Annotated in this window: 18 protein-coding genes and 3 pseudogenes; 8 read left to right on the top strand and 13 right to left on the bottom strand. The window is 54.3% G+C overall.

The features are described 5' to 3' along the window. Positions 1-10: 10 nt before the first annotated feature. Genes DEJ54_RS07720 through DEJ54_RS07705 form a run of 4 tightly spaced genes read right to left on the bottom strand, consistent with a single transcriptional unit; the run spans position 11 to position 4,035 of the window. On the bottom strand, positions 11-1,282 hold the full coding sequence (locus DEJ54_RS07720) for a TRAP transporter large permease (RefSeq protein WP_113154060.1): 1,272 nt from the start codon (positions 1,280-1,282) through the stop codon (positions 11-13). Next, positions 1,279-1,779, bottom strand: coding sequence for a TRAP transporter small permease (locus tag DEJ54_RS07715; RefSeq protein WP_113154059.1), 501 nt, complete (start codon positions 1,777-1,779; stop codon positions 1,279-1,281). The genes DEJ54_RS07720 and DEJ54_RS07715 overlap by 4 nt, the downstream gene beginning before the upstream one ends. 56 nt (positions 1,780-1,835) lie before the next feature. Next, positions 1,836-2,828 carry a DctP family TRAP transporter solute-binding subunit gene (locus DEJ54_RS07710; RefSeq protein WP_113154058.1) on the bottom strand — a complete coding sequence of 331 codons (993 nt, stop codon included), beginning with the start codon at positions 2,826-2,828 and terminating at the stop codon, positions 1,836-1,838. Positions 2,829-2,844: 16 nt separating this feature from the next. After that, the gene (locus DEJ54_RS07705; protein ID WP_113154057.1) at positions 2,845-4,035 is read right to left on the bottom strand and encodes a M20 family metallopeptidase; all 1,191 of its coding nucleotides are present in this window, start codon (positions 4,033-4,035) and stop codon (positions 2,845-2,847) included. A gap of 159 nt (positions 4,036-4,194) precedes the next feature. Between DEJ54_RS07705 and DEJ54_RS07700 the strand changes: the two genes are divergently transcribed. Then, complete coding sequence (locus tag DEJ54_RS07700) at positions 4,195-5,799, top strand: PucR family transcriptional regulator (protein WP_162742235.1); 1,605 nt, start codon at positions 4,195-4,197, stop codon at positions 5,797-5,799. 21 nt (positions 5,800-5,820) lie between these two features. Here the strand turns inward: DEJ54_RS07700 and DEJ54_RS07695 are convergent. Both DEJ54_RS07695 and DEJ54_RS23695 read right to left on the bottom strand, forming a co-directional pair. After that, positions 5,821-6,017, bottom strand: a pseudogene (locus tag DEJ54_RS07695) (IS3 family transposase); the annotation flags it as partial. A 129-nt stretch (positions 6,018-6,146) separates the two neighbouring features. Further along, a pseudogene (locus DEJ54_RS23695) lies at positions 6,147-6,548 on the bottom strand (HAD family hydrolase); the annotation flags it as partial. A 125-nt stretch (positions 6,549-6,673) separates the two neighbouring features. Here DEJ54_RS23695 and DEJ54_RS07685 point away from each other — a divergent pair. Together DEJ54_RS07685 and DEJ54_RS07680 are read left to right on the top strand one after the other, a co-directional pair. Next, positions 6,674-7,433 (top strand): annotated as a pseudogene (locus tag DEJ54_RS07685) (IS5 family transposase). Between the two features lie 282 nt (positions 7,434-7,715). Continuing rightward, complete coding sequence (locus DEJ54_RS07680) at positions 7,716-8,744, top strand: linear amide C-N hydrolase (RefSeq protein WP_371685965.1); 1,029 nt, start codon at positions 7,716-7,718, stop codon at positions 8,742-8,744. 1,059 nt (positions 8,745-9,803) lie between these two features. Here the strand turns inward: DEJ54_RS07680 and DEJ54_RS07670 are convergent. Next, positions 9,804-10,775, bottom strand: coding sequence for a hypothetical protein (locus DEJ54_RS07670; RefSeq protein ID WP_162742234.1), 972 nt, complete (start codon positions 10,773-10,775; stop codon positions 9,804-9,806). 41 nt (positions 10,776-10,816) lie between these two features. Continuing rightward, entirely contained in the window at positions 10,817-11,152 is a 336-nt protein-coding gene (locus tag DEJ54_RS07665) for a hypothetical protein (protein WP_113154053.1), read from the bottom strand. Positions 11,153-11,246: 94 nt separating this feature from the next. On the opposite strand from DEJ54_RS07665, the gene DEJ54_RS07660 reads away from it, so the two are divergent. Next, on the top strand, positions 11,247-11,510 hold the full coding sequence (locus DEJ54_RS07660; protein ID WP_113154052.1) for a helix-turn-helix domain-containing protein: 264 nt from the start codon (positions 11,247-11,249) through the stop codon (positions 11,508-11,510). A gap of 665 nt (positions 11,511-12,175) precedes the next feature. Then, positions 12,176-14,470 carry a hypothetical protein gene (locus DEJ54_RS07655; protein WP_245447731.1) on the top strand — a complete coding sequence of 765 codons (2,295 nt, stop codon included), beginning with the start codon at positions 12,176-12,178 and terminating at the stop codon, positions 14,468-14,470. A 54-nt stretch (positions 14,471-14,524) separates the two neighbouring features. Here the strand turns inward: DEJ54_RS07655 and DEJ54_RS07650 are convergent, their stop codons facing one another. Beyond that, a complete protein-coding gene (locus DEJ54_RS07650) occupies positions 14,525-17,002 on the bottom strand; it encodes a hypothetical protein (protein WP_162742233.1) in 2,478 nt (825 codons plus the stop codon). Positions 17,003-17,273: 271 nt separating this feature from the next. Beyond that, positions 17,274-18,470: a site-specific integrase gene (locus tag DEJ54_RS07645; RefSeq protein ID WP_113154049.1), complete on the bottom strand. Its 1,197-nt coding sequence runs from the start codon at positions 18,468-18,470 to the stop codon at positions 17,274-17,276. On the opposite strand from DEJ54_RS07645, the gene DEJ54_RS07640 reads away from it, so the two are divergent. Continuing rightward, complete coding sequence (locus tag DEJ54_RS07640) at positions 18,437-21,268, top strand: plasmid replication protein, CyRepA1 family (protein ID WP_162742232.1); 2,832 nt, start codon at positions 18,437-18,439, stop codon at positions 21,266-21,268. The genes DEJ54_RS07645 and DEJ54_RS07640 overlap by 34 nt on opposite strands. Before the next feature lie 183 nt (positions 21,269-21,451). Here DEJ54_RS07640 and DEJ54_RS07635 read toward each other — a convergent pair whose 3' ends face one another. The 3 genes from DEJ54_RS07635 to DEJ54_RS07625 form a co-directional block, all read right to left on the bottom strand. Continuing rightward, entirely contained in the window at positions 21,452-21,727 is a 276-nt protein-coding gene (locus DEJ54_RS07635; RefSeq protein ID WP_113154047.1) for a hypothetical protein, read from the bottom strand. Between the two features lie 420 nt (positions 21,728-22,147). Next, positions 22,148-23,101, bottom strand: a complete 954-nt coding sequence (locus tag DEJ54_RS07630; protein ID WP_162742231.1) for an alpha/beta hydrolase — start codon at positions 23,099-23,101, stop codon at positions 22,148-22,150. After that, on the bottom strand, positions 23,091-23,753 hold the full coding sequence (locus DEJ54_RS07625) for a GntR family transcriptional regulator (protein WP_113154045.1): 663 nt from the start codon (positions 23,751-23,753) through the stop codon (positions 23,091-23,093). The genes DEJ54_RS07630 and DEJ54_RS07625 overlap by 11 nt, the downstream gene beginning before the upstream one ends. Before the next feature lie 159 nt (positions 23,754-23,912). Here DEJ54_RS07625 and DEJ54_RS07620 point away from each other — a divergent pair, with 159 nt between their 5' ends. Both DEJ54_RS07620 and DEJ54_RS07615 read left to right on the top strand, forming a co-directional pair. Next, positions 23,913-24,782: an alpha/beta hydrolase gene (locus tag DEJ54_RS07620; protein WP_113154044.1), complete on the top strand. Its 870-nt coding sequence runs from the start codon at positions 23,913-23,915 to the stop codon at positions 24,780-24,782. Beyond that, complete coding sequence (locus DEJ54_RS07615) at positions 24,782-25,894, top strand: C45 family peptidase (protein ID WP_113154043.1); 1,113 nt, start codon at positions 24,782-24,784, stop codon at positions 25,892-25,894. Before DEJ54_RS07620 ends, DEJ54_RS07615 begins: the two co-directional genes overlap by 1 nt. The last annotated feature ends 4 nt before the right edge of the window (positions 25,895-25,898 follow it).

Below are 25,898 nucleotides of genomic sequence, written 5' to 3'. Positions count from 1 at the left end.
CGGGCCTCGTCTAGAGGAACAGGCTCGGCAAGAATGTCGACAGTTTCGGGAACAGGATTGTCAGTATGAGCACGATGACCATGGCCGCGAGGAACGGAAGCACCGCCCGTGATGCTTCGGCAAACCGCACTCCGGCGATCTTTGCACCCGTCATCAGCGTAACACCGAGTGGCGGTGTGTTGGCCCCGATGCACAGATTGACCACGAACATGACGCCGAAATGCAGCGGGTCAATGCCATATTGATTGACCACCGGCATCAGGATCGGAATCAAAATGATGATCAGCGCATTGCTCTCCATGAAGGTGCCAAGCAGCAGGAGCAGGAAGTTGAGCAGGATCAGGAACGTCATCGGATCAGGCGCAACGGCTGCGAAGAATGCGGTGAGCTGCTGGGGGATCTGCTCGGTCGCTACGATCCACACAAACAGATGGGAAATCGCCACGATGAGCTGCACCGGCACCGCGATGCGCATCACCTGCATGCAGATCGCCGGCAGGTCCGATATCTTGACCTCTCGGTAGATGATCGCAGACAGCAGGAACGCGTAGACCACGGCCAGAACCGCAGCCTCCGTGACGGTGACGATACCGCCCAGTATGCCGCCGAGGATGATGACCGGCAGCAGAAGCGGAAGCACCGAATCCGAAACCGCAGACACGAATTCGCGCCATGTCGCGCGCTCGCCCTTGCCATAGCCACGCCTGCGGCTGATCACCAGGGATACGATGATCAATGACAATGCCATCAAGAGCCCAGGCACCAGACCGCCAATCAAGAGGCCGGCAATCGAGATGTTTCCGGTCGCCCCCAGAATGACCATGGTCAGGCTTGGCGGGATGAGCGAAGCAAGCACGCCACTGCAACCCTGAAGGGCTGCCGCGAAACCCGCTGCATAGTTTTTGGCCTTCATGGCCGGGATCATGATGGAGCCGATGGCCGCGGTGTCGCCGATAGCGGAACCGGACAGGGCGCCGAACAGGGCGCTGCCGGCCACGGTGACCGCAGCAAGCCCGCCCGAGATATGGCCGATGACGGCGTTGGCGAGCCGCATCATGCGCTGCGTGATGCCGCCATGCTCCATCAACACGCCGGCAAACACGAACATGGGGAGCGCAAGAAAGGGATAGGAATAGATGCCGGTCGCCGAACGCTGCGCCACGAGCGCGAGATTGATGTCTTTGACGAGAAGATAGCTCAGGCAGGCAAAGCCGATTGCAAAGGCTATCGGGACATTGATGATGATCAGCCCCAGAAGCAGAACGAAAAGAACGATGCTCATGAACGATGCTCCTGCGTTTCAGCGGTGCCGAACAATGCCTGCAACAAAGCTTCGATGGAGACGAGCACGAGAAGTCCGCCGCCGATAAGGACGCCCATATATTGCCAGGCGCTGGAAATCTTGAGGCCCGGCATGATTGCCTCTCTGGCGGTTTCAACGATGAGAAGTGCGCCATAAGTCAGCGCCAGATTGAAGGTGAGCACCACAAACGCACCGATGATTTGCATCAGCCGGTTGAGCGATGGCGGCAGCCATTCAACCAGAAGGTCGATGGCAACATGTTCCTTGCGCTCGAGCATCAGCGCCGAACCAAGGAACGTCATCCAGACCATGAGAAGAAGCGCCAGTTCTTCAGACCAGACCAGTGGCGATTGCAGGAGATAGCGCCAGATGATCTGCGCGAACATCACGCAGGTCATGGTCAGAAGCATCAGCATGAGAAGCCACTGGACCAGCTTGACGAGAAGCTGTCTGGCGCAAAGCAGGTATTGCGTCATCGCGGAAGCCCCAATTGCGGCAGGCCGGCGCGACACCGGCCTGCACACGCGTTCACCTAGTTTGAGTATTTGCGCACGATGGCGAGGAGGTCTTCCCCAAAGACGCCTTCATACTTGTCCCACACCGGCTGAACCATCTCCTGGAATGCCGCCGGATCCGGCCGCGTGATTTTCATGCCCTCAGCCTCGAGCTTGGCGAGCAGTTCCTCATCGCTCGCGCGGATCATCTCGCGCTCTTTCTCTTTCCAGATTTCGGCCTTCTCGCTCAGGATCGTCTTCTGCTCATCCGTCAGCTTTTCCCAGGCCTTGCTGGAGATTGTGAGAATGGCCGAGCCCCAGATATGTCCCGACAGCGCCAGATTTTCCTGCACCTCGTAGAATTTCGACGCATAGATCGTTGCCAGCGGGTTTTCCTGTCCGTCGACGACCTTCTGCTGAAGCGAGGTGAAGACCTCGGAGAATGCCATCGGTGTGGGAAGAGCACCGAGTTCACGGAACGTATCGAGACGCAGCTCGGCCTCAGGCACACGCAGCTTGATCCCCTTGAGGTCCTCGGGCGTTTCAATCGGGCGGGCCGAATTCGTGATATGGCGATAGCCGCTTTCCCACCAGCTCAGCGTGTTGATGTTCTTGGCTGCCAGGATTTCTGCGAGCGCATCGCCAAGTTCACCGTCCACGGCAGCATAGGCTTTCTCGCGGGTTGGCCAGGCATAGGGCAGTTCCTCGATGATGAGACGCTTGTCCAGAACCTGAAGAGCGCCGGTGCCGAACAGGCCCATTTCGACGGTTCCCAACTGCAGACCCTCGGCCACCTCACGGTCCCCGCCAAGCTGGGAACTTGGATAAACCTGGATAACAACCTCTCCGCCGGTTGCTTCAGAAACATCCTTCGACAGCCCCTCCAGAGCAATCTGCCAGGGGTGGTCTGCCGCAAAGACATGGCCAACCTTCAAGGTCGTTTCCGCATTCGCGGCGCCTGCAGCGAACGTCAGTCCCGCGCCAAGCCACGCGGCGGCAAGCGTTGCTTTCGTTTTTGCCAGATAAGTCATGGGTTCCCTTTCTTTTTTAGTTTTGGCTGAAGTACTGCGCGATAATTTCTCCGTAGATATCTATCGCGTTGAAAAAGTCCTCGACGACGAGATGCTCATCGGTTTGATGGGCCTGTTCCGGCGCACCCGGGCCAAGAATGATGATGTCATCGCCATGCGCACCAAAGGCCGAAGCGTCTGTGAAGTACTGCGCCCCGCGAACGACTTCGGCGCCGGGGGAGATCTTTGCGAGAACCTGTTGGCTGATCCGGACAATTGGGGCCTCCTCATCCGTCAGCAAGCCGGGCAGGTTGAGTGAGCATTCCACCTGGAAACGCGCTTCAGGATCTTCTTTGACCAGCGCATCGACGATTGCTTCGACCTGGGTCAGAACGCCCTGCTGGTCCTGCCCGGGCACCGTCCGGATGTCGATCGTCATTTGACAGAGGTCGGGTATGACGTTGGGTGCACCACCGCCATTGAATGTCGTGACCGCAAATGTGGGCGCCGATAGCAACGGTGTCGTCGTGGGACCGAGATCGATGGACTTGAGGCGTTCATAGAACAGATGGAGCTTGTCGACAGCGTTTGTACCAGAGCCGGGCATCGAACCATGTGCGGTTCTGCCGAAGCTGGTCACGCGAAGCCACATCACCCCCTTGTGCGCGATGACCAGACGGTTGTCGGTCGGCTCCGCGACGATCATGGCATCAAATCCGGGGATTTGCTGCCTGCTGACCATCGTCGATGCGCCAAGCGCACCGACCTCTTCGCCGAACGTGGCTGCGAAAATCAGTTCACCTTTCCAAAGATCTGGCGCGAGGTCTCTCTGTTTCTCAAACGCGAACAGCAGCGCCAGCAGCCCCCCCTTCATATCGGCAGTGCCGCGCCCGAAGATGCAACCGTTTTCAATCGCCGCCGAGAAGGGATCATGCGTCCATGCGGCGTCACCGATCGGCACCGTATCGAGATGGCCGCTCAGGACGAGGCGTGGACCCGGCCGTTTCCCCCGCCCTTGGCCCCGCAACGTGGCAACCAAATTTGCCTGATGCTCATTCTCCTGGAATATCTCGCAGTCTATCCCAAGATCATCCAGTCGCGCCTTGATCATGCGGGCCAGGACGATCTCATTGCCGGTCGATGAAATGGTGTTGCAGCGCACGGCTTGCTGAAGAAATTCAAGCGCATCAAGCCGCGCCGGCGATGCCACCGGATTGTTAGGATTCAACTGCTTCCCCCCTTAAGCCTACTGGGAGCGTATCGATTCGGAAGCCGGAAAACTATTGACCAGCATCATGAAACGCCGGCAAATTTCTTTGTACTTTGGATACAATTCTGTAAGGTTGTCTGTGCGTGCGGGTTGCGCATGGGGCGGGGTTTCAAGAGCATGGTGTTGACAATCGGAAAGGTTCTGGCCCTGCTGGCAATGCAGGAGGGCTCTCTCCTCGCCGGACATGAGGGCGTGGACCGGGTCGTCAAAACCGCAACGGTGCTTGATGCACCGGACGCCGTACGCTGGCTGCGGGGTGAGGAACTCGCTCTGACTTCGACCTACCCCCTGCTGCAACTGCGCCACAGTCTCGATCACTTCGTCGAAGAACTCGTTGAGCATGGGGCGTCGGGTCTCGGCCTGAAACTCAACCGTTACATGAAACGCGTGCCGCAAAAGATGATCGACTGTGCCAACGCCCTCAACTTTCCCATAATTGTCGTTCCAGAAGATGTGGCATGGGTCGAAATCATCACACCGATCATGTCGAACTATTTCGAGGCGAAGGCGGGTGGTGTTTCCCAATCTGAACTCTTCGGCGAAAGAATGGGGAAACTATCGCTGGTCGATTCGACGCTTCAGGATCTGCTTGATGACCTCAATGCTCTGCTGGCCAATCCGGTGATTGTTTCCAGCCCGATGGATGGCCTCGTGCTGCATGCTCCCAGCGAGCCGAGCAAGGATATTGCCGATGCACGGGCTCTTCTGGAGGAAGAGGGCTGGCCAAGCGAAACCATACAATCCCACAAAACGTTTACCCGCAGAACCGGGCATAACACGAGCATCGTCTTCACATCCTTTGAGCAGTCCAACGGAATGACCGGGACGCTCGTCGTGATAGAACGGAACCGCAAACTGACCAATGAAGACCTCGACCATCTGGGCTATGCAAAGGTTCTCATCTCCCTGAAAGTCCGTCAGATCAGGGCCGATCAGAGCACGATTTTCGAACGACAGAACGAATTGGTTCTTTCATTGATCGACCGCACTCTGGGTTCGCAGACTTATGCCGCTCTGACCGCACGTTACAGTGCGATCGGCAGGCATCTTCATGCACGCTATGTGGGAATTGTCGTTGCGTTTCATGACGCCACTGCCGACCGCCTGCTTGGATTATCAAATGCCTTGAGGGTGCATTTCTCCCAACATGGCGAAACCATCACCGCGGTGATCGCAAACAACCGCGTTGTGCTGATGGCTCCCGAGGATGATGAAGGGCTTTGCCAGCCCGACTTTTTCAAGGAGCAGGTGGACAAAGGACTAAAGGGGATCGGGGCTGATGACGTCCTGTGGTCGGCAGGCATCAGCCAGGTAACGGCGGTGGAACATTTCTACCGAGCCTATGAGCAGGCGGTGCAAGCGCTCGAACACGGCCGAAGCACGAGCAAGACCAGCGGAGTCTTCCTTTATGATGACACCGGATTTTATCGGCTTTTCTCGAAAAGTTCCATGCAGCCGGACGTGAACCGTTTCGTCCATGAATGGCTTGGAACACTCATTGACCATGACAAGGAACACCGTGTCGACCTGATCGAAACGTTTCGGGTTTTCCTGGATGCCAATGGCAACTACCGGGAGACTGCAAGGGTGTTGAACCTACACCATAACACGGTGCGCTATCGTATCTCCCAGGTCACGGAACTGACAGGCAAAAAGGCGCTGCAACCGAAACTGCGCCTGCATTACCACCTTGCTTTGAAGTTGCTTCCACTTGTGTCCTGACATTGACCTGCCACGGAACTTTCATCCAGCCGCGACCGGAGCCCGGTTGGTGTTTGCGCCAGATGGCGCAGGTTGAGCAATCGTCCGACGCGCGGAGCTTTCATCTCGCGTAGTGGGTCGGGCGATTGCGGTGGTTAAGGTTCGGGCGTAATAAGCCGGGTTTGGTAATCCAAGGCCGAGTGCGGGCGTTCCGTGTTGTGGTCTGCCGTTCGGGCTGCTGACTGAGGCGAGTGGGCGTTAATAAACGAAAACAAATGAGAAGAGATTTCTTCCATAGACGAAAACCTCGACCTTGAGACGCCGACCACTGGCTCGTCTCTGGCCGATGGATCGTAGACCAGACAGGGCACATTAGCGTTGATTGCCGATTTGATCCCAATCTCACTATCCTCGATAAGGACAGAACGGGTCGCTGTGCAGTTTATAGCGTTTAGCGCATGTCTTAAGAGGCCAGGATCAGGCTTTGCAATCCCAATCGTATGGGCGGAGAAGCATTGATCCTTGAAGTCATCCCAAAGTCCATGTTGAGACAGCATGAGTTTCATCTTCTTCTCGCTGCCGTTTGAGACAACGCAAAATGGGACATCTGCTGCTTTCAGCCTCTCAATGAGCTCTGGGATTCCTGGGATGATATCTACCCCCTGCCCCAAACGCTCAAACACACGCTCGTACAGGATAGCCTTCCAATTCGAAGGCAAATCGCCCCCCCCCCGAGCCGTCGCTATTACGTCTTCAATGGACTTGCCCATGAAGCTGGTCAGACATCTCTCAAACGACATCGAAATACCGCGTAGCTCGAGCTCATCTCTAGGCTCAGGACCCATTGATTTAAAAAAATGGCTGTGATTCAGACGGGCGTATAGGAGCCTGACTGATGAGTAATTTGTTTTGGCTGACGGACGAGCAAATGGCTCGTCTTCAGCCATATTTTCCCAAGAGCCATGGTCGCCAGCGCGTTGATGATCGCCGCGTTCTGAGCGGCATCATCTTCGTCAACCGTAACGGGCTCAGGTGGTGCGATGCACCGAAGGAATATGGCCCGGCTAAGACGCTTTATAACCGTTGGAAACGCTGGGGCGACAAGGGCATCTTTATCCAGATGATGGAAGGCCTGGCTGTGCCTGAAGCTGCAGAGCACAAGACGATCATGATCGATGCGACCTATCTCAAGGCCCACCGCACGGCTTCCAGCCTGCGGGTAAAAAAGGGGGCGTGGGCCGCCTGATCGGCCGCACGAAAGGCGGCATGAACACCAAGCTTCATGCCGTATCGGATGCGAATGGTCGCACGATCAGTTTCTTCATAACGGCCGGTCAGGTCAGCGATTACACTGGTGCTGCTGCCTTGCTTGACGAGCTTCCCAGGGCCAAATGGCTTCTGGCCGACCGTGGCTATGAAGCCGACTGGTACCGTGACGCGTTACAGGCGAAGGGGATCACCCCCTGCATTCCGGGTCGGAGATCCCGCAACAAGACCAGCAAATACGACAAACGTCGCTACAAACGGCGCAACCGGATCGAGATCATGTTCGGGCGTCTCAAAGACTGGCGGCGTGTTGCGACGCGCTATGACAGGTGCCCAATGGTCTCCTCTCCGCCATCGCTCTCGCTGCAACAGTGATCTTCTGGCTCTAATCAACGAGTCTGGAGCCTAGGAATCCTTTCACGCAGCCGAGGGAGACGCGCTCTTATCAGATCATATAATTGATGCGAGATATGCGCATGTTGGCGCATCCGAGGCTCAAATCGTTTGTCAAAGTAGCTTGTTATTCTTTTCCATCACCTGCCCTTGACCAACATGCCTTCAACCATCAACATTATTTCGGAAGGTGACCACCATTTTTATGGTGTGGTCACTGCACTAAATTGGATGGAAGAATTTTAAAAAAAAGTATTTCTCTCTGGCGCAGCCTAACCTTGGCAGTCGCACTCTCAGCCGCTTCAATACCAATCGCCGACGCCTGTACTCGCGTGGTCTATCATGGCCCCGAGAAACGCATCTTGACGGCGCGCTCTATGGACTGGAGTTTGCCGATGCTATCCAATCTTTGGGTGTTCCCGCGCGGCATGTCCCGAAATGGTGAAGCGGGCGAGAATTCACTGACATGGACGTCAAAATACGGAAGCATGATTGTTTCTGGCTATGACATCTCCACAGTTGATGGAATGAATGAGGCTGGCTTAGTAGCCAATATGCTTTGGTTGGTGGCGTCTGAATATCCTGAAAGTGACGGCACCACTCCCCAAATGTCGCTGGCGATCTGGGCGCAGTATTTCCTAGACAACTACGGCAGTGTTTCTGAAGCTGTAGCTGATATGGAAAACAACCCTTTTGACGTGGTGACTGCCGACGTACCCGATCAGCCCGGACGTTTGGCGAAAGTGCACCTTTCACTCTCGGACTCCAACGGCGACAGTGCTATTCTGGAGTGGCTCGACGGTAGACTGGTCATTCACCACGGCCCTGAATACCGCACCATGACGAATGATCCCACATATGATCAGCAGTTAGCGGTGGTCGATTACTGGCGGGACGTCAATCCACGCGAGGTACTGCCTGGCTCAACCCGTTCTCCTGATCGTTTTGCTCGTGCCGATACCTATATCGACATGGTGATTCAGTCGGATGATCCGCGTATCGCAGCAGCAGCTGCCATGAGTGTGATCCGAAACGCTTCTGTCCCTTATGGCATTACCACCCCAGAGGCGCCGAACCTGTCTACAACTCGCTGGCGGGTAGTAGCCGATCATAAAGAAAAGTTGTTTTACGTTGAATCTGCGATTTCTCCGAACCTCTTCTGGGTCGATCTGAAGAATCTGGATTTTTCTCAGGAAGCCGGAGTGCGGAAGTTAGATTTAGGTGTGGACATGGTTGAGCTTCAATCAGGCGAGGTTTCAGCCGACTTTACTCCTGCCAAACCATTTCAGTTCGAGCCGGTTCACTGAAACCCTCCGCCCACTACACTGGAACGTGGTGGGCGGACCACTCTGATCCCCCACCAATAGAGCGATCCCTTCTGCCCACAGCGCAAAGCGCGCGGTCGGCCCACGCTCCGCAGCCACGTCTTGCACACAGGTATGGATAAAACCGCTTGGAGAGATCAGAATCTTCATAAAGCAAAGAAACCGATGACAATCTTCACTGCGTGAAGATGAGCTGCGCTCATGCTTGCTTTGGTTTTGAATTGATATTTTGAAGACGCCCAATGCCAATTTCACCCAATCGAGGGTAACAGCCGGGATATTTTTGGGTTTCTATATAATCCACTCTGTTACCCTCGATTGGGCCAAATTTTTAGGTGATTTTTTTTGAAGGGATTGATAAAATTGTGAAAAAGGAAACAAAAATCCCTTCACACAGTGAAGGGGAGCTACGCTCATTTTGATAATTTTTTTATTTTATAAATATAGAATATTGTGAATCCTTAATTTTTCTTACCCCCACACCCATATACAACTTTTACGGATTTTTGCTTTTCTTCAAACCTCTCCGAAGCATCTCCCCAACCGGCTCGGATTGACAGGACGCATAGTAATCCTCTGCGGTCTCGGCAATCCCCACCCCCCTTGTCGGATAGCACTTCGGACGCTCCCCCAAATCAACCTCCAACCGCTCCTGATCCGGCTCAGAAGGCTGCGGAATCCAGTCGAATTGGTCGCCGGCAGATACTGGACCGACGAACACCGTTGCGAGCAGCAGCACCAATATTTGCCGTCTTACCCAATCCATATCCATCATTCGCCGGCTGATTTTGTATAAGACTCCCACATCGGAAGCCCCAGCGCTATCGCCGTACAAGCGTATCCAATATGCGCCGGTGCGCCTTCTCTACGGTATTTCGCGACGGTTGCTCTAGATATCTGCAAAATTGTTGCAGCGCGACGATCGCTGAAGCCGACATGTTTCAGCCATGCCTCGAATTGAACTGCGGACATCGCGACACGACATTGCCTACGCCTTGATGATTGCTTTGCAGACGCCGAGATATTCACCGCACATCCTTCCTAGACAATTTGATAATTCAGCCGCTCGCACCAGACGTCTTCGCGTGCTGACAAGCGCTCTATGATTTGCTCAATCTCTTGGGGTGATGGATACCGATTGGCCTGACCGCGACATTCATCGAGGAACCAGCCAAGACGGCCCAGCCGCGTGAACTTCAGCAACAGGCGCTCCGGCTGCTGCACCTGGTAATAGAAGGCGACACCCGCCTGCACATCGAGGCATGCGGAATAGAATTGATCGTGATCGGTCAGGCAGTTTTCAAGTTCGCGAGCCACTCGTGCGAGCTCGGCTGAGGTTTTGACAGGCACAAGCCCATCAACCAGCCATGGAGCCTCGGGGAACGGCAATGCTGCGATCATCTTGCGAAGGACACCAAAAGGACTGCTGGCACCAGAGACCGCATTGAGAACGGATTGATCGCCTGTCAGCGCAGCAACACGCCGCCCCAGCCAACAGATTTCGGCGACCTGAAACAGCGGCGCATTGCTTCGAAGCGCGTGACTGGCAAGACGTGCGGTGAACGGATCGGTCGGCAGCATGGCGATCTCAAAGACCAGACGCGGGTCGATCCGGCTTGAATGCTGCAATACGCGGCTGAGGCTGTCCCGCCGGTTCATCGCCTGATATGCGGCACGATAGAAACCCGGAGATTGCGAGCGCGGTCCGAGTTTGGATAGCAGCTGCACCATGCCCGGCGGACAATTGCCGAATGCCTCGCGCAATAGGTGTTTTCGCCGTGTTCTGGAAAGCCACCAGCGCAATTCAGAATGGGGCGGTGACTGATCATCGAATGCAGCAATCACCGCATGCCAGACATGACGCTGCGCAGACGACGCCAATAGATAGTCGGCAACAGTATCGCCCTGCCAGATCGCCATGATCGACGGCGTGAAGTCACCTGCAATGAAACGCACGAGATCAGGAACAGGCCCTGTATCTGAGCCTGTCTTCAATAAGTGCTCTTGAACCATGGGCCAGAGCATCCGCTACGGCTCCAGTCAGCTCAACGACGTCAGTAGTAGTACCGCTTGTTGCGGAACAGATACATCAGCAGGTAGCCGGGGAGCCAAAGTCCGCTGGTGATCAACGACAGCAGAATGTGAAACCAATGCGGGAACCTGCGAAGCCCTGCGCCCTCACCTGCTGCCGCCGATGATGCAGATGCCGCCGCCGCTCCACCAGCATTCATGAACACATTTGGATTGCTGCGTTGCGATTTCAGCAGTTCCAGATCACGCATTTGCGGATCGAGGATTTCACCACAATGGCGGCACTTCTTCGACTTTGGATTGATCGGTTCGGAGCAGTAGGGGCATTCGATTGTTGTTGCTTGAGACGTCTCTTGCATTTGGCTCTCCTGAAAAAGCGGTAGTGGGGCTTGCGCTTAATTCATGGTCCTATAATACGTGGTTTTATTCAAGCGCAAGTGATTGCTTCCGCCCATGGATGTGCAAGAGCTTGTTGGTTGGAATTTGCGAAGGCTGCGTGTTGAGAGGAAAATCTCTCAGGACGAGCTTGCGTTGATCGCCAATGTCGAGCGCGCGTATGTCGGCTATCTGGAGAGAGGCCGGCGCAATCCGACGATTGCAACACTGGATCGCCTTGCCGCTGCACTCGACGTGCACATATCGCAACTGTTCGCCAAGCCTGCCGCAGGCACACCAAGACCAGAACCGCTAAGGCCAGGTCGGCGTAAGGCGAGCTGATTGGGTTGGTCAAAACCAACACATCATCATCGTGCTGATTGCTGGAAATTCAGTGGCCTGAAGACGGAAACCGTACCACCTGACAAATTGCCTGATGCTGCGCCGTGGTTTCCACGGTGGGCGGAGACCTGCGCCGAAGCTGCAGAAGCTTATTGGCTAGCTCGATAACGATGGCCACGGAGGACTTCGAAGTTTGTGGGGAGCGCTCAGAGAGGTCAGAAATGGAACCGCTTTCAGAAAAATCACTTCGGCGTCGCATCATTGAGATGATCTTATCCAGTGTGAGCGATTCAAACAGCAGGCGTGCATTGGCTGCTTTCTGGCGTTGCCCATACTTCGGAACCGGTCAGGACGCTTAGGCCGCAAGCGGTGGCTCCTCGCGGTAGCTGAAGTTCAGCATGTGATGCTTCCATACCAAATAGGAGAGACGCATAAATCATCTATGTTAAAGATTGGAGCGCAGCAAAGGTGCGAGGAAGCATATGTCTCATATGAGCGTGACTGTTCGCCTTAGGCCGATACGGTTTGGGTTTCTTGTTCGGCCTACAGATGCAGATGCTCTTCTGGAGATTTTTCGTGTCAACACTTGTCTCTGGGGTGGTAAATTCAATCCCATTATCCCGTCTATCAAGAGAATACCCCCGTGGTGGGATCGGCATGGTTCCGTGAATGAAACCGCGACACAGGTCATCAATGGTTATCTAGATTTTTTTGAGCCCGACTTTCTCGTAGAGGCTTCGTCGGGTCTAGCCGACGGATTGGGATTTGAAGATGACCGCGTGCTTCAACTTAATGATGTTCTGACGCGCGACGGAGATCGCGATCAACGTGGCCACGGCCTCAGTGTGCTGGATCTCTACCGCGAGCTCTATCGCAAAGAGTTCCAATTCACACGGCGGCATGAGCATGGAATTGTACACGTCGCTACGCGGGAGAAGCCATTTCAGGCCTTCAGCGCCTGCCTGGCAGGCGACTTCCCAATATCCGATAACCTCTCCCACTTTGAGAAGACTTTCATCGACGTTTTCGATCCCGAGACCAGCGTATTGGATGGTAATGCGCTCGCCGAATTCTTCCGATTGGGTAGGCTATCAGCACTCCGCATGGGTCACACAAAGCTTACCATTGACTATCACGATCATAGCGACCCAGCGCTATTTGTACTAGATGCGACAAAACCTCAGGACTTGATTGACTTCTGGAATCTTCGCGCCATTCGCAGCAATGTTCTGCCAATCCCTATGCAGTGGGCGGGCGACCTATCAGCTTTCGCGAAGAAGTTTGTTGAGCTGAATTATCGGCCCCTTCCTGGCAATCCTCACGGGGTAATGATCCAGCCGCACGTGATGTTTGCGCGCTCCATTCCAACAGATGTTCTGGATCAAATATATAGCGACCACTTCAGAGTCGAGATTGAAGGGGCGAATGTCCGCCAGGATTGGTACCCACAGCTGTGGCGGCCCTCACCAAATTTCTATATGCGCGAAATGCGACCAACGCTGTCGGCAGACAGGAAAACCTTTGATTTGTCAATCGATCCCCATAAGCCCGATCTAAGGTTTGAAGGGCTGCATCCGGAGTTTGCGTCGGAATTTGGAAACGAACATCGATGGGCAAACGTGGTCAACCTGCGGGATTGGGGACTTAATGATCAAATTGCTACGGTCTATCCAACAAACCATCGGCATGGGCTCTTCACCCGCTTGAACTTTGCTGCGGAAGATTTGCTAGCCACAACCGAAGGCCTAGTCGACTTCCCAAGGTTCCGAGGCGTTTCGCAATTCTGGCGATTGTCGGACGGTGCAGCTGCTATTCAGGAATGGTTAAAGACGCAAAACGTGAAATCTTCCCAGTCTGATGCCGGGCGAGCCACGCAGCAGATCATCCAAACACTCGGCGGTTTTTGGGGAGTCAGAAGTATAGCTCATGTGGAGATAGTTCAGCTTCTAGATGAAATATCGCGCAAGTCAGGCTCGCAGAGCCTACATTGCAAAGCATTTCAGAACCGTATCCACAACGCCACCAAAGATGATATTTGGCGACAGAGGAATTTCGACACATTAGTTCAGCACAACGCGGTTGAACTCGGCCTCGAAATCAGATGTGAAAAATGTTCCAGTTGGAGCTGGCACCCGCTTAAAGAGCTCGGCTATCGGGTACAATGCGGCCTGTGCCTACAATCGTTCTCCTTCCCGATCATTGACCCGACATCTAGCCAGCATACTCGTTGGTCCTACCGCCTCGTTGGCCCATTCGCGCTCCCAGACTACGCGCGTGGAGGTTACGCAGCAGCGCTGACGTTGCGCTTCTTTGCCGACGTTATCGGACAAATGGACCACGCTCAAATTACGTGGTCGGCCGGACAAGAGTTGGAACTCGGACCGAAACAGAAAGCGGAAGCTGACGTCATTCTTTGGTATCAGCGCAAGCAACTCTTCGGCACCGACCACCCTACCGAAGTGGTATTTGGTGAGGTGAAGAGTTTTGGTCGGGATGCGTTCACGCAAGAGGACATTGAAAGAATGAAGGCTCTGGCTGAGCGCTTTCCCGCCTCGATCATTGTCTTCGCCACAATGAAAGAAGCGAGCGAGCTCACACGCCAGGAAATCGCGCGATTGAAAAAGTTTGCCGCCTGGGGGAGAAAATTCCAGACACAGCAGCGCCGTACACGAGCGCCTGTCATTATCCTAACGGGTACCGAACTATTCGCAGCACACGACCTGAAGTCAGAATGGGAGGCTAAGGGAGGCAAGCAGGCCGAAATCGCCTCTCTTGGGAGGGCAAGAATGGAAAACCTTCGGCAGCTAGCCGATTATACCCAGCAACTCTATCTCGGCATGGAATCTTACAGTAGCGACCTCAATAAGAAGTGGCAAAGGCGGCGCGCACTGAAACAGCGGGCAGCTGATTGCGCATCAGGTGGAACAAAATCACAATCATCTACCGCTCTAATTAAATAAGACAGCTCAATAAAACGTCTGAAAAAATTCTAAAAATATAGAATAACAACGCATTTAAGTGCCCGCTCCGTTTTGTCCGTAATTTCGTTCAGCACTTCTTGCTGCTCGCTGCAGGTTTGACAACAATTGGTTGCGAGAGGATTCAAGCGGGTGAGTGCACCAAGCCGCGGAAAAACCACGACGACTGGAGTCGTCGCGCAGCGGCGTAAATAGCGCAGTCATATAATCGTAAAACGTTTGAACTCGTGTACGCCTTAAGTGCAGCCTCCGTACGACATCGCGCTCACCATAAACAGCATCAGTCTGACTGCGGAGCAAATGCCAAGTTTTTTCGTCTGGAATGAATGTATCCATCATAACGTTCTCGAGGAACATCATGTCAGATAAGAAATAACGCACTATATATGCGCCGAGCCGACTGACTATGAATTTAGAATCAAATGTTGGTGGCGTATGAGAAGTTGTGTGAATAAACCGTAACCGGCAGAGATCTTCAAGCACACGAGCGGTCAAATCATCTCCGAAGCCGAGTATTCGGAAAATTCTCCGAATCTCAGTCCCCTCCAGATGCCGGAATGAGGCATCCCCGCTCATACTGACGATTGCCGAGAGCACGTACAGTCTTAGCATTTGCGCCTCGGTTTTGGCGAGGCGGCTGTCAAACGGATTCCCAACGACAGAGAACTCTTCATAGTATTGCGTCTGGGTCCCGATCATAATTGCCCGCAGCGCCTCGTGCTGCGGCATCACATATTTTCCGGTACTTTCGTATATTCGCAGCGCTTTGCCAGAGGCTGTCCAGCCCGACTGTAGAAACTCTCGGGTCATACGCAAAGCGAGCCGAATGTCCGAGGTCGCCAAGACGTCAATAAGATTGCCGATGGCCGTACCCAGAACGGAACTCTGGACAAGCTCTATAATAATTGGGAGATTTTCAACTTTAACTTCCGCACCGTTCTCTGCTGTAAATTCACCGGATTTGCCCTCTAGCAGCTGGCGTGCGACAAAAAAACGCCGAGCCAGCACAGCGTCAACGAGCGGCGGCTCAATGCTTATCGGGTCAAAATCAAAAGCATCGAAGACTGGACTATTTTTGTGTTCGACATAAGTCACTTCCCGCATCGAAGAAATCAGGCTGGCTCCAATTTTCTGTGCCAATGCCATTGCATCAGAGAATATTGCTGACTGGATATTGGAATCTTCGAATTGATCGATGTTATCTACTACGAGAAAGACACCTGCTCCACTCGCTGCGTACTTCAGCACCTTTTCGACATAGGGAAGCCCTTTGCTGAAATCATCCATCAGCAATTGACTGATCCTGCGCTTTCTCTCTGTATCATCATCGCTGAGAAGGAAAAGTGGCCCACGGAAAAGAGCATCAATCTCGTCTTTGTACGCATGCTTCACGCATCGCTCATAATCGGACAAGAATTGATCCGAATTAATTCCGTTAATCAGCGCAGCCACGAGGAAATCAAGTGGGGACTCCTGAGGAGAGAACGACCTGAAGTCGACATGGAACCAATGGGGATAGGGGCGATCACTTCGTGGTTCGAATACCGTCGCGGCACTGACTTTGCGGGTATAATTGAGGAATGTTGTCTTACCTGCACCAACCTGACCGAGAACAAGCATAGCGATCGGACGCGCTCGATTCCCAGCTTCCGCGATGCGGCTAGTCACCTGCCGCGCTCCCTTGTCACGGAGGGCTCTAACAGGAGCCTTTTGGGAAGGAATCTCGCGCTTTGAAATGTGGATTCGTACACGGCTGTCGAAGCGCATGCGATCAGGCGTTTGAACATACATTTTCGCCAAGAGTTCCGGGTCCGCGTTGACTATGTCCTCCGTGAATGCAGTGACGATTGCGTCCTCGATTAATGGATAGAGGCTATGACGAGTGATTTTAGAGAACCCGGATGGGAAGAAGCGATTAAGTCTTCGATCTTCAATCTGATTCTCAATGCGGCCTAGCAACTCATTTTCAAGGCTTCCATTAATCACTGCATCGCGAGAGAGAAGATCGGTAAACTCGGCGAAGTCAGTATACAATGCCGATCTCAACGTGGGGAAAATGATCGCAGACGAATCGGCAAAACGCACTTGATCGACCCGACTGGCCGGAAAAATAATCCAACTATTCCCATTGGTAACAACCGCGAATGGCAAACTCAGCTTACGTGCGTAATCTCGGGCTTGTTGGATCGCTTCACCCGTAGCCCCCGTCATGATTTTGCCCCGAAGCCGCGTCCTGCGGGCATCAGGCACCTCGGCGAAGGTAACCCCAACACGTTTTGCTTCGACAACGACGGCAGTCATGCCAGTTCTGATTGTATAGTCGGCCCAAGTAGTTAATCCGTCCTCAGAAACGCGCTCTTCGTTGTGAACGTCTGAATGGGTCCAGCCAAGCACATGATAGAGGACGTCAGTAATCACCTTAACACGCGTTTCTGCCTCATTTGCGTCATGCAAAAGGAGGTTTTCATATTGTGCCAGGATCGATTCGGCTGTTGGTCGGGGCAGCATAGACATGCCAAAATCTAACCAGTTGAGCTGAACTTTGGAAGCGCTCTTCGAAACTTAAACAAAAGAGAGTCAGCACGATAGCATGTCGAGGATAATCCAAACGATCGGTACAATCAAAGGTCTGGCGTAGAGGATTTTATTGCAGTCCGGCCTAGAGTAGCTTCGCGGACAATGTGGGGTTCGCAATATGTATGCGAAACAATCGACCGACCCTCTGCAATACATAATCAACGGTGGAAGTGGGGACGCTAACCGGCACATAGCACACCGTCACATTTCACCCAGCCGCAACAAACCTGTTGATCACGTCTCGCGCTTTCTGCGTTACCGCAGCCTGCTCCAAATGAGCATATCGCAGCGTTGTCTTGATGTCGGAATGACCAAGCACCGACCGCACCTCGTAAACGCTGAGACCATTCTGGATTAGGCGAGTTGCATGTGTGTGGCGAAGCGTATGGATCGAACAATCCGCAAGCCCTGCCCGCCGAAACGCCTTGCGGATCGCAATCGCCGAATATCCTCGCGGACCACCAGCCTTGTTGGTGAACACATACTCACCGGTTCGCGAACGCCATCTGCGCTCGACAATCTCGACCACGCGATCCGTCATGAACAGCACACTCTGGTTGCCAACCTTGGAACGCCACAGGTCGATTGAGCGCTCTGAAAGGTTGATCTGCTGCCAGCGGATGTTTGCGATCTCGCTATACCGCGCACCGGTATCCAACAGGATGACGACCAGATCGTAATTGTCCTGAAGCACCGCCCTCGCCTTCTTGCTATCGGGCAGACCATTGCGCCGGCCATCCGGGTCCAGTTCGGCAAGCAATCGCTTTTCCTCGGCGACTGACAAATATCGGACCAGCTTGTTTGGAACCTTGACCTGCGGCGGATCGATCGGTGGGCAGCGATAGCCATCCTTTCGCGCCTTGTTGATCGCAGCCACGATGCAATTGACCCCGTGCTTGATTGTTTGCGGCTTTCTGCCTTGGCTGGCGCGGCGGCTGACATATTGCTCGATGACACAAGAGGTCACAGCCTCGAGAGGCGTTGCCGCCCTGATCAGCCTCAGAGCGGTCTTCTCGATGGACAACAGATTGGAATGGCTTGGTGTCCCGCTCTTTGAATCCACATAGCGGCGCATTGCTTCGCCGAATGTGATTGTCTTCGTCTGACCAAGCAGCATCGACTGCTGAACATCCGACCTGATCTTGTCGGCGATCTTCGATGCGACCTTGCGGTCGGCTGTCTTGGTCGAGCGGACAAACGTCTGGTTGTCGATCTGGAACTGCACATACCAGAAGCGGGAATTCGGGCGCTTTATCAGGGTCATGGAACAACCTCCGCGAGCTCCTTCGTCAGATATTGTGCGCAGGGCAACGCATGCTATCGTTTCAACCTCTGGGCGGCCTTTGGTCGTACAGCACTGATGGGGGAAGCATGTCCTGGCTAACCAAGAAGTTGCCGGTTTCAATTAATCAGCGCCTGATCAACAAGAACGACCGCAATGACACAATGGCCTTCACTGAAGGTTGGACGGCGCAAGAGGTCACGATTGAAGAATTGGCCGGTGCGATTCTGAGTGGTTACGCATACAGCGCGCAGTTTTCTGGAAATCGAAAAACATCGAACTTTCAGAGCGGCGGGTTCGTTTCGGTCGATGTCGACGCTGGTATCAGCCTTGATGACGCAGCGAACATCCACATCGTCGAACAGTCGGCCACGATGATCTACACGACAGCGAGCCACACTGAAGAGGTGCATCGGTTTCGCATCGTTTTCGCACTGGAAGAACCGATCACCGATGCAAAAGCGTTTCGCGCGCTCACACGCTCCCTTGCGCTCAGAATAGGTGGAGACACTGCTGCCACCGATCCGGTTCGAATTTTCTTCGGCAATGACAAAGCCGACATCACTGTATTTGATGGCGGGTTGTGCCGAGATCAGGTCAACGAACTGATCGACCAGAGTTTCAATGCGGTGACGACGAGTCATGGCGCTGAGACATCGGAGAAGAGAACCCAGCGCTCCTTGAAGTCCGTTGCACCAGACCAGTCAGTGCGCACGGCCGATAATCGTGAAGCCAGATTGGAGGAGCTTGCGCGGTCCACAACGATCTACTGCCCGTTCCACCACGACACCAACCCCAGCGCCTTCGTGATAGTCAGCCAGCGCGGCATCAATGGTATCCATTGCTCAGCGTGTGAAGCGAGTTTCTGGCCGTCGAACTCGGATCGCTTCGATTTCTATTCGTTTGATGATGCCGCCCAAAACGCTGCAGAGAAGATCGCCGCTGATAAATCCGACGAACTGGATGAGGTTTTCTGGCGCCCTGAAACACGGCCCGGAGAGATTGAATTCCTCAATCAGCAATATGTTTCTGTTGCGCCAGCCAACCCGGGCGTCACCTTTATCAAAAGCCCAAAAGGGACCGGAAAGACGGAGTTTTTGAAAGAGATCATCAGCAAGAAAGCCAAATCTGTACTGCTGATTGGACATCGCCGCTCGCTGATCAGACAAATGTGTGATCGGCTCGGATTGGACTGTTACCTTGATGAGATTGAAAACCCGCAGACACGAACGGACGGTCGGGAATTCTACGGCATTTCACTGGATAGCATCCAGCGAGTTCAAAGACTGAAGCAGTATGACTATGTGCTGATTGATGAATCAGAGCAGGTTCTGGCGCATTTTCTGTCGGATACGATATCGAGCAAACGGCAACGTATTTTCGTTCACTTACGGCAGCTGATTGCCTCGGCAAAACATGTGATCGCGCTGGATGCTGATCTGGGCTGGATTTCATTCAACAACATCTCGCTTTGGGCGCGCGAGGTCAAAAAAGACACCCCAATCAAGTTGTGCATCAACCAGCATGAAAGTGCAGGACGCAAAATTGAGATGTACCCCAGCAGCAAAGCGATTGCCGGAGACATCGAGTCCTCAGTCAATGCTGGCTACAAGGTGTTTGTCACGTCGAATTCAAAGACCACCGTCGACAAAATTCACGCCTCGATCACCAAACGTTTCGGCAAAAAGAAGAAATCGATCCTGATCACGTCAGCGACGACAAACACCGATAAGGTCAAGGACTTCCTCGGTGATCCAGCGATACAATCCCTCAAATACGATGCCGTCTTTGCTTCTCCTTCGATCAGCTCGGGCGTCGACATATCGTTTCCAGATAACGAGCAGATTTTTGACGTCGTCTACGGGTTGTTTGAAAATGGCATCACAAGCCATTTCGACTGCGACCAGCAGCTTTCCAGAGTTAGGCACCCGAAGGCCATCAAGGTTTACGTATCGGGGCGCAGGCATTTCTATGACACGTGCGCAGATACTGTGATGAACGATGCTGTGCAGTCAGACCTGATGGAGCACTTGCTGACCGGACTGGATCAATATGGGCAGCCGGTATTCGCCAAAAGCGATCCGTTGCTCCAGCTTGTTACCCCGATTTTGACGCAGAACCGCGCGTCGATGAACGACCTCCGAAACAATTTCATCGACTACAAGGAACGGCAGGGTTTCACGGTTCTACAGACCGAACCCGACGACCATATAGTTATTGCCGGTGCTGAGCTCCTTAAACATGGCGCCTCATTGAGCGCGCAGGAGTATGCGGATCGCCTGATGATGGCGGATCGCTTGGATGACAACGAATTTGAGGATGTTCAAGCGAGGCACCGCGCTGGGCGGCAGCTCTCCGAAACAGAAGCGGCCGCACTCGCCCGCACGTCAATCGAGCGCTTTTACAAAGAGGATTTGACCAATGAGCTGATCAAACTGGATGACAAGGGGCGGTTCCGAAGGATTGTACATGGCTTTGAACTGATCAGCGATTACGAGATGATATCGATACTCGGGAAAATGTCAGATGCGCAATCCGGCAACACCCTCTCGTTGGACTCCTACAACGCATTCCATCCGCAGATTTTTATGATCAAAGAAGTGATGGAATTGGTCGGCCTATACCGAGAGGGGGAATTTGACACCACGAAAGAACTGTCCTCATCCGACATGGAGGGGTTTGTCGCGTTCCTTGACGAGAATAAGCACCGCTACAGGATCAATTTCGCACGTGATTTGCGCAGCGATTATCGGTCGAAGCCATTCAGCCAGCTTGGTTTTTTCCTCAAAGAGATTGGTTTGAAGCAGCGGTCAAGAAAAACGACTGCAGATGGGAAAACCGTTTATGTCTATCGAATAGATGACGGGATCTACGAGAAGATGAAATTGATTGCTCAACGGAGGGGCAACCCAACCAATTAAATTACGCGATTAAATTCGCAGCGACCGATTATTATAAAATATTTTTGAATCATGAATCCCTTCACGCAGTGAAGGAGCTTCGCTCATTTTATATTTTTATTATTATATTTATTTTTAAAGGGTAACAGCCGGGATATTTTGGGGTTTCTATATAATCCATTCTGTTACCCTCGATTGGGCCGATCAGCCTTTCGCTTCCTTGGCGTATTTTCGGCGGCAATTGTACCAATACGTCAATGCGCCCTTGGGTGTCAGGCCCGCTCCCTCTATCATCGCTGAAACAACGGTTTCCTGCGGCTGAGTGCTCAGAGCGCGATAAATCGCCATCGACGCATCGACCTTGGTTTTACCCTGCGCAATCAACGCCTGCCCCTGTGCGATTGCCTGCTCGATGGCCTTCGCATCGTCTTCACTAATAACAACCGACTGCTTCTCTGCTTCCTGCTTCTTCGCTGCCATTTGACAAACTCCTTTTGACTGCGGCGACCATCCTCCTGATTGATCACAACAGACAACGGAAAAGGCTTGGCAGGATTCCGAGGTGGTTCGATTACTGTCGGCAGGCTTGCCCGGCGGGTAGAGAACTCCGGCTCAATGACCGCCTTGAGACCACAAGCTTTTCCGGATTTTGTCGAAAGGAAAACTGGGGCCGTTTCCTTCCCTGCAGGCCAGAATTCCAGGCGCACTCCAAGGCGCGAAGAGATTTATAACTTACTGATAAATATGGGATAATATTTCGCGGCGATAGTTGGGAAGCTGACAGGCTACCATTACATCATACCCGCGCAGCGCGCATTAATCCGCGACCCGCGGCCCGGCGTCAAGCGGGTTTGTGAGTGGGTGGTGCGGTTGTTGCTGGTTTTGGGGCTGGTGGCGGGATCAGGCCAGAGACGCAGAAATATCTTCCACGATACAAAAGAAGTGCCTCAAAGCCCGAGAAGATATTCCACCGTGACACATGAAGCTGTGCAACATACCCGGCAGGCATTCCGCCTGGGCATCCACGCCCGCTTCAATGAGGCGCGTGGCAAAAGCGAGCCCCATATCGCGCAAGGGGTCACACTCGGCGTTGTAAATCCGCGTGGGCGGCAGCAGGTACAGATCCGGTTGGGAAAAAAGCGTGTTTTCCGGCAGTGCGCCTTCATCAGGCGCCTTCAAATAGGTTTCGCAGAACCAGCGCATCTCATCCGTATCCAGATTCATGCCTTTCGCGTAAGTCGCAACGGATGGATAAATCGGATCCTCCCCGATGAAGGGCCGCATGTCGGTGACTGGATAGATGAGCGTGAGACCGCGAAGGGAAAGGCAATTGGTGCGGTGTGCATGCAGAGCCGCATTCACCGCCAGATTTCCACCTGCACTTTCCCCCATCAAAACTAACCTTGCAGGATCGAGACCCAGGGTTTCAGCGTGCTCCGCCAGCCACTCCATCGCATCCGCAGCGTCCTCTACCGCAGCCGGGAACGGATGTTCAGGTGCCAGACGATAACCGATGAAAATCACCACCGCCTGCGTGAGGTACGCCAGAGCCCGCGAATGGGCATCATAGGCTTCCGCATCACCGAGCACGAAACCACCACCGTGAAAGTAGACAATGGCCGGTTGCGGCCGGCCTTCCCCGTCGGGTCGATAAAAGTGAATATCGAAGGTGCCGCGACAGTCTGAAGCCGGGATATGGACCACGTCGACCTCATGGCGAATCGGATAGCCATTGCTGCGGAACATGGCGCGCATTGCCGAGCGCGCATCGTCTACCGCCATATCCTGAAGAAGAGGTCCGCCCACGGGCTGAGAGCGGTCGAGCATGCGTCGGAGAACCGGGTCAAGCGTCATCGGATTTCTTTTCTTCTCGTCCCAAACCGGTGATGTGCTCGGAAATGCATCTGCGCAGCAGATCCAGGTCGCGCTTCTCGATCGCATCGACAATGTCAAAATGATCCTGCGTCGCGCGCTGAAGCTGGGCGACCGTCTGCCATTGCCCCACCGGGGCGGCAGGGCCCTGCTGACGCATGTCAAGCATCAATTCACGCAGCACCTCATTGCGACAAAAACCGTAGAGGACACCGTGAAAGGCGTAGTTGGCCTCGATCTGTGCAAATGAGGTTCCGTTGAATGCGGCCTCTCGAAATGCCTCGGCAAGCTCCCTAAGCCGGGCGATATCGGCATCTGTGGCCTGGCTGATGATATCGCCCGCTGCATGCGCCTCAAGCAGCGCGCGCACCTCGCCAATCTGGCCTTCGCGCACGGCGTCGGGCTCGGGAACCCTGTAACCGCGATTGGGGATATGCTCCACCAGCCGCTTTGATTGCAGATAGGTCAGCGCGTCGCGGACCTTGATCCGCGTGCAGTCATAGCGGCGCTCAAGATCAATCTGCTTCAGCCATTCTCCCCTGCGCAGAACGCCAGAATTTATATCCGCCATAATGCGCTGGGAAATCTCGTCAGGCCGCATCTTCTCGCCGTTTCGATCCTGTTTTCGCGCCATCGTATGAGCAGGTCCTGCGTTTCGTTCGCGGCGAACATAATGGTGAAAAATCAGCGAAGCAATATCATCGTAAAAATTGGCGCCAATTTATAAAATTATTTTGACACCAAAAAATCCCACCGTTAACGTCCCCGCAAATGAGTTCAGGAGGCTTTCCACATGCTGCCACAGGTGCAGGACAGTCCGCAGGAGCGGGCCCGCGCATTGTACTTGACCGGAGAGACGACCATCATCGCCTGCCGACACGATCCGCGCTTTTCATTCATGCTCTACATTCCTGAAAGTGCATGGAGCGAACCGGAGCGGGAACTCGACCTTTTGGTCTCCGTGCATGGGACGATGCGCCTGCAGTCACTGTATCGCGGTGCGTTTTCCGGCTTTGGCCGGTTCAACAACTGTATGGTTCTTGCCCCACTGTTTCCTGTTGGCGTGCGTGGCGACATGGAAGCCGGTGGCTACAAATACATGATCGAGGGCGATATCCGGTACGATGAAGTCTTGCTGGCGATGGTTGAACAGGCTGGCGAACTCATCAATCGCCGTTTTGAAAAGTTCATGCTGTTCGGTTTTTCGGGCGGCGGGCATTTCACCCACCGGTTCCTTTATCTGCATCCCGAACGCCTCAAGGCTGTCTCGATCGGCGCCCCCGGGTCGGTGACGCTGCTTGATGAAACAATGGACTGGTGGCCGGGCATTCGCAATTTCGCGGACGTGTTCGGACGTGGCATCGACTTCACAGCCCTGAAAAACGTCAAGGTGCATATGTCGGTCGGGGCGCTGGATACCGAGGAATGGGAAATAACCTTTCCCGAGGATTCACCCAAATACATTCCCGGCGCCAATAGTGCCGGCCGCAACCGCAATCATCGCCTGCATGCGCTGCGCGAAAGCCTGCAAGCGCGCGGTGTGGCGGTCTGGCACGACACTGCTCCAGGCGTCGCCCACGACATGATGGGCGTTTTCCCCTATGTTCAACGATTTTTCACCGAGGTGCTGAAGGAGCGGCTGTCCGCGCCGGGTGCGCGCTGATGATGGCTCCCCCCAAGCTTGTCGAGGTGGAAGGACCAGCCTTCGAACGCGGCCTCTCTTACGGGCGGCAGGCGGATGCGCAAATCTGCCACGGGCTGGCCGTCTATGAGGATCTGTTTCGGCAGCACGAACTCGACTGGGACAGCGTCCTCGGCTACTCCGCACGTCTGTGCGAGGCACTGGCCGTTCGTGTTCCCGATGCGATCGAAGAACTGCGCGGCATTGCCGAGGGTGCAGGCGTGAAACTGGAGGAAGTACTGGTCATCAACGGCCGGAGCGAAATCATCAATCTCCATGCGCAGGCCCCCAAAGACACTGCCTCGCTCGACGATGGATGTACGGCAGCGGTAGTGATGCCCGATCTCTCCAAGAGCGGTCGCCTTTTGCATGTTCAGAACTGGGACTGGCTGCCGGAATGCGCCGACAGCACAGTGGTTCTGAGAATCCGTTCGGACCGGCATCCAGACATCCTCACATATGTTGAAGCAGGCGGCCTCGCGCGCGCCGGTTTCAACGATCAGGGCGTGGCCATAACAGGAAACAACCTGGTCAGCGCACAGGATGGAACCCGGCCTTACGGGGTCCCTCTCTCGGTCATCCGGCGACGCGTTCTGGAAGCGGGCGGCTATTCCCAAGCCCTAACTGAGCTGTACCGCCTGCCACGAACCGTTTCCAACAACATGACGATCAGTTGCGCGCGCAGCGGCGACTGCCTGAATTTCGAAACCACGCCGGACGAGATCTACTGGCAGGCGCCCGAGGGAACGTGCCTGACCCATTCCAATCATTTCGTTACGCCTCAGGCGCGAATCCGAGAGCGCGACAGGGGCATTTCCCGTGGCGCGGACACTCTGTTTCGTGACCGGCGCCTGCGCCAGCTCATTGAGGGAAAAGGGGAGCGGCATGACCTCGACAGTCTGGCGCTGGCGCTTGACGACCGCTTTGGCTCGCCGCGCGGCATCATTCGCACGCCGGAGGGAAATGAAGGCGAAACCAATGCCTATCTCTCCGCCACCGTGGCGATGATCCTTATGGATGCCGGCGCGGGAGAAATGCGGGTGCGTCAGTTGCCCTACGCTTCCGCCAATACAGAGCGCTACCAACTCCAGTGACAAC

This window comes from Nitratireductor sp. OM-1 (assembly GCF_003296175.1).
In the GTDB taxonomy this organism is placed as follows: domain Bacteria; phylum Pseudomonadota; class Alphaproteobacteria; order Rhizobiales; family Rhizobiaceae; genus Nitratireductor; species Nitratireductor aquimarinus.
This window is presented reverse-complemented; position numbering and strand designations above follow the sequence as displayed.

What these genes read in the sequence shown, in the direction of transcription:
- DEJ54_RS07720 (WP_113154060.1), bottom strand. Translation starts at nt 1,282, where the DNA reads ATGAGCATCGTTCTTTTCGTTCTGCTTCTGGGGCTGATCATCATCAAT.
- DEJ54_RS07715 (WP_113154059.1), bottom strand. Translation starts at nt 1,779, where the DNA reads ATGACGCAATACCTGCTTTGCGCCAGACAGCTTCTCGTCAAGCTGGTC.
- DEJ54_RS07710 (WP_113154058.1), bottom strand. Translation starts at nt 2,828, where the DNA reads ATGACTTATCTGGCAAAAACGAAAGCAACGCTTGCCGCCGCGTGGCTT.
- DEJ54_RS07700 (WP_162742235.1), top strand. Translation starts at nt 4,195, where the DNA reads ATGGTGTTGACAATCGGAAAGGTTCTGGCCCTGCTGGCAATGCAGGAG.
- DEJ54_RS07670 (WP_162742234.1), bottom strand. Translation starts at nt 10,775, where the DNA reads ATGGTTCAAGAGCACTTATTGAAGACAGGCTCAGATACAGGGCCTGTT.
- DEJ54_RS07665 (WP_113154053.1), bottom strand. Translation starts at nt 11,152, where the DNA reads ATGCAAGAGACGTCTCAAGCAACAACAATCGAATGCCCCTACTGCTCC.
- DEJ54_RS07660 (WP_113154052.1), top strand. Translation starts at nt 11,247, where the DNA reads ATGGATGTGCAAGAGCTTGTTGGTTGGAATTTGCGAAGGCTGCGTGTT.
- DEJ54_RS07650 (WP_162742233.1), bottom strand. Translation starts at nt 17,002, where the DNA reads ATGTCTATGCTGCCCCGACCAACAGCCGAATCGATCCTGGCACAATAT.
- DEJ54_RS07640 (WP_162742232.1), top strand. Translation starts at nt 18,437, where the DNA reads ATGTCCTGGCTAACCAAGAAGTTGCCGGTTTCAATTAATCAGCGCCTG.
- DEJ54_RS07635 (WP_113154047.1), bottom strand. Translation starts at nt 21,727, where the DNA reads ATGGCAGCGAAGAAGCAGGAAGCAGAGAAGCAGTCGGTTGTTATTAGT.
- DEJ54_RS07630 (WP_162742231.1), bottom strand. Translation starts at nt 23,101, where the DNA reads ATGACGCTTGACCCGGTTCTCCGACGCATGCTCGACCGCTCTCAGCCC.
- DEJ54_RS07625 (WP_113154045.1), bottom strand. Translation starts at nt 23,753, where the DNA reads ATGGCGCGAAAACAGGATCGAAACGGCGAGAAGATGCGGCCTGACGAG.
- DEJ54_RS07620 (WP_113154044.1), top strand. Translation starts at nt 23,913, where the DNA reads ATGCTGCCACAGGTGCAGGACAGTCCGCAGGAGCGGGCCCGCGCATTG.
- DEJ54_RS07615 (WP_113154043.1), top strand. Translation starts at nt 24,782, where the DNA reads ATGATGGCTCCCCCCAAGCTTGTCGAGGTGGAAGGACCAGCCTTCGAA.